This is a genomic window from Microcystis sp. M53603_WE2 (genome assembly GCF_030065435.1).
On record NZ_JASJFF010000772.1, the window covers coordinates 1 to 3,088 of the forward strand.

Annotated in this window: 2 protein-coding genes; both read right to left on the minus strand. The window is 49.5% G+C overall.

All coding sequences use genetic code 11. The features are described 5' to 3' along the window. Positions 1-618: amidophosphoribosyltransferase (locus PX481_RS16600; protein WP_288095061.1), on the minus strand; the 618-nt coding region annotated here is incomplete at its 3' end. A 261-nt stretch (positions 619-879) separates the two neighbouring features. After that, the coding region (gene purL / locus PX481_RS16605; RefSeq protein ID WP_288095062.1) for a phosphoribosylformylglycinamidine synthase subunit PurL at positions 880-3,088 on the minus strand (2,209 nt) is incomplete at its 5' end.

Sequence of the window (3,088 nt, forward strand, 5' to 3'; positions counted from 1 at the left end):
AACCCCAATTACTAAGGGTCTGACACCATTGGGATCCCGCGCCCCGATAATTCCCGTCGGTGTGCCGATAACAAGGCTGTAAGCCCCGCTACAATAGCTAAAGGCATCGATCGCCGCTTGTATCCAATCCTTGCCACTATCCACTTCCTGGCCGATAGCGACGGCGATCATTTCCGAGTCGGTGGTGGTGACGAGATCACAACCGCGCTTTTCCAATACATTTCTTAACTCAAAAGTATTGACTAAATTGCCATTATGTGCTAGGGAAAGTTTACCTAAACGGGTTTCGATCACAGCAGGTTGGGCATTGGCCCGACGGCTAGAACCGGTGGTAGAGTAACGAGTATGACCGACGGCGTGAGTACCGGGCAAGGTTTTAAGGACAGTTTCGCTAAAAACTTGGGAAACTAAGCCCATTTCTTTGTAACAATGCACCGTTTCCCCGTCGTAGGTGGCAATACCTGCCGATTCCTGTCCTCGGTGTTGCAGGGCATAGAGTCCAAAATAGGTCAGTTTTGCTACTTCTTCCTCGGGGGCATAGAGTCCAAAAACTCCACAGGCTTCTTCAGGCTTATCGACGCGGTTCAGGGATAGGGATGAGTCGGGATGGCTAGACATGGGATGGTGGGGGCTTGGGGCTACTTTTGAGACAAAATCTTAACTTATCTTAATCTCTTTTTAACACCTTATTTATCGGGATTTGAGGGGTGGGGAACAGTTATCAGTTATCCGGGTTAAGTTTCCGACTCCTGACTAGAAAGAGGGTGTAGGGTGTGGGGTGTAGGGAAGGAAACCTCTTTCATCTCTGGTGGTGAAAATTTTTTCATCGGGACTGACTCCTGTCTCCTGTCTCCTGTCTCCTGTCTCCTGACTCCTTCCCTAAAGCCTTCTTTCGATCGCTTTTGACCAAACTTGCTGTATAGTTTCTAGACTAACATCGATCGCCGGTTGTTTATTCCAGTCAAAAATCCGAAGATTCTCGCTTTTTTCGCTAACTTTGCCGGTTATTTGCCAATAGTCTCCTAATTGTGTCTTTAGGTATTCTTCCCAATCTTGCCGATTTTCGGAGGAAACGGAGACAATAATGCAACTAGCTAATTCTCCGAATAACACCGCGTCAAAACGGCCTTGATTTTGCCAAGAAAGGTCAATTTCCGCCCCTAATTGGCCACTAATACAGCATTCTGCCAGAGCAGTGGCTAAACCTCCCTCCGCGCAATCGTGGGCAGATTTCACCCAACCGGCGCGGATTCCTCGACGACAGGCCGCTTGTACCTTTCTTTCTAATTCAAAATCAATTACCGGCGGTTTTCCCGTCACCAAACCGTGAATAACGGCTAAATATTCGGAAGCGCCGATAGTTGGCAAAGAGAAACCCAAAAGATAGATTAAATCCCCCGCTTTTTGCCAACCTTGGCCGCAAATTTGCCCTATATCCGGCACTAATCCCACCATACCAATCACGGGAGTCGGATAAATAGACTGGGGGCTGCCAGCTGCGTCAACGGTTTCGTTGTACAAAGAGACATTACCCCCAGTCACCGGTGTATTCATTTCCCGACAAGCTTCAGCAATACCCTGACAAGCAGTGGCTAATTGCCAATAACCGATTGAATTCTCTGGACTTCCGAAATTGAGATTATCCGTGACAGCAATGGGGTCAGCACCAACACAGCTAAGGTTTCTGGCCGCTTCCGCCACGGCCAACTTAGCTCCGTTATAGGGATCAAGATAAACGTATCGCGGATTACAATCTGTAGTCGCCGCTACACCTCGCCGAGAATTTGCGGGATTAGCACCCAGAGGACGCACGCGAATCACGGCCGCATCGGCTCCTCCGGGAAGAATAACGGTGTTATTCTGGACTTGATGGTCATATTGACGATAAACCCAGCGTTTTGAGGCAATCGAGGGACTATCAAGCAGTTTTAATAAAATCTCGTTATAGGATTCGGGAATAGGAATCGTGCTATCTTGCCATAATTGAGCTTTTTGGGCGTATTCTGGCGGTTCTGCCAGTAATTCCCGATGATAAATCGGAGTATTATCCGCTAGGGCCGTGGCAGGAATTTCGGCGGCAATTTCCCCTTTAAATAATATACGGACGATCGGTTCTGCAATTACCTGGCCGGCGACCACAGCCTGAAGTCCCCAACGATGGAAAATCTCGATTAATTCGCCTTCTCGTCCCGATGCTGCCACAAATAACATTCTTTCTTGGGATTCCGATAGCAGATATTCGTAGGGGACCATCCCAGTTTCCCGGACGGGGATTTTATCGAGGTCTAATTCAATTCCCACCCCTCCCTTGGCTGCCATCTCGGAAGTAGAACAGGTGATCCCAGCGGCCCCCATATCCTGGGCCGCCACCACCGCGCCGGTCTTAAATGCCTCTAAACAAGCTTCTATCAGGGATTTTTCCAGAAAAGGGTCGCCCACTTGCACCGCGGGCCGGTCATCCATAGATTTATCGGTTAATTCGGCGCTGGCAAAACTCGCCCCTCCCATACCGTCGCGGCCGGTGGTAGAACCAACGTATAAAACTGGGTTTCCTAGACCTTTTGCCCCAGATTTGACGATTTCCTCGGTTTCCATTAGCCCTAAAGCCATGGCATTAACGAGGGGATTGCCATTGTAGGCATTATCAAAGTATATCTCACCGCCCACCGTGGCAACGCCGACACTATTGCCATAATGACTTATTCCCTCCACGACTCCGGCAAAAATGCGACGATTGCGGGCATCTTCCAAGTTACCAAAACGGAGGGAGTTGAGGATAGCAATGGGCCGGGCCCCCATGGTAAAAATATCCCGCAGGATGCCTCCGACTCCGGTAGCGGCACCTTGTACGGGTTCCACCGCAGAAGGATGATTATGGGACTCGATTTTAAAGGCTAATCGCAATCCATCGCCTAAATCCACTACTCCGGCATTTTCCCCCGGACCGACGAGAATTTTTTCGCCGGTGGTGGGGAATTGTTTGAGCAGCGGCCGGGAGTTTTTATAACAGCAGTGTTCCGACCACATCACGCCAAACATTCCTAATTCGGCTTTGTTGGGGTGTCTTCCCAGTCTTTTGACTATTTCT